This is a genomic window from bacterium (assembly GCA_024224155.1).
GTDB lineage: Bacteria > Acidobacteriota > Thermoanaerobaculia > Multivoradales > JAHEKO01 > CALZIK01.
The window spans coordinates 1-798 of sequence record JAAENP010000257.1; the positions used below are offsets into that span (position 1 = coordinate 1).

The 798-nt window shown below is 63.5% G+C and carries 1 protein-coding gene; it reads left to right on the plus strand.

Annotation, left to right across the window (positions count from 1 at the left end):
* The coding region (locus tag GY769_13635; GenBank protein ID MCP4202959.1) for a TonB-dependent receptor at positions 1-798 on the plus strand (798 nt) is incomplete at both ends.

The window sequence follows — 798 nt, forward strand, 5'->3', positions numbered from 1 at the left end:
GGGCGGTCTCTCGCCGACGTCCTTCAATCCCGGCACCCTGACCCAGGAGGAGACCGGCTTCACCGCGGATTTCGTCAAGCCCTTCGAAGTCGGTTCACTGGTCTCGCCGCTGAACCTGGCCTTCGGATTCGAATACCGAGACGAAACGTACAAGATCGGCGCGGGTGATCCCGCATCGATCGAGGCCGGTCCCACCGCGGCGATCTTCGGGGTCGGCTCCGACGGTTTCCAGGGATTTCCGACCGAGTCGGCCGGTAGCTTCAGCAGCGAGAGCTTCGCCGCCTATCTGGACCTGGAAGCCGACTTTACCGACCGCCTCTCGGGCGGTCTCGCCCTGCGCTTTGAAGACTACGACGTCTTCGGTTCGACCTTCGACTGGAAGATCTCCGGGCGCGTCGACGTGACCGACAAGTTCGCTGTGAGAGGGACCGCCAACACCGGTTTCCGGGCGCCGACACCGGGTCAGGTCAACACCCTGAACGTCACCACCAGTGCGGACGCCAGCGGCAACCTGATTCCGAGCGGGGTCTATCCGGTCGATCATCCGGTCGCGATCGCGTTGGGCTCCATTGCGCTCGAGCCGGAGGAATCGAGCAGCCTCACGTTCGGCCTGGTGGCCTCGCCGAATCCCACCACCAGCATTACGCTGGACTACTACTCGATCGAGATCGACGACCGCCTCGCCCTGCAGAACAACGTCGTCAGCGCAGCGGACCTACCTGTGCTGACGGCCGCGGGCGTTTCCAACGCCAACCTGCTCCTGGGTAGCATCGCCAATTTTTTCAGCAACGCCTACGA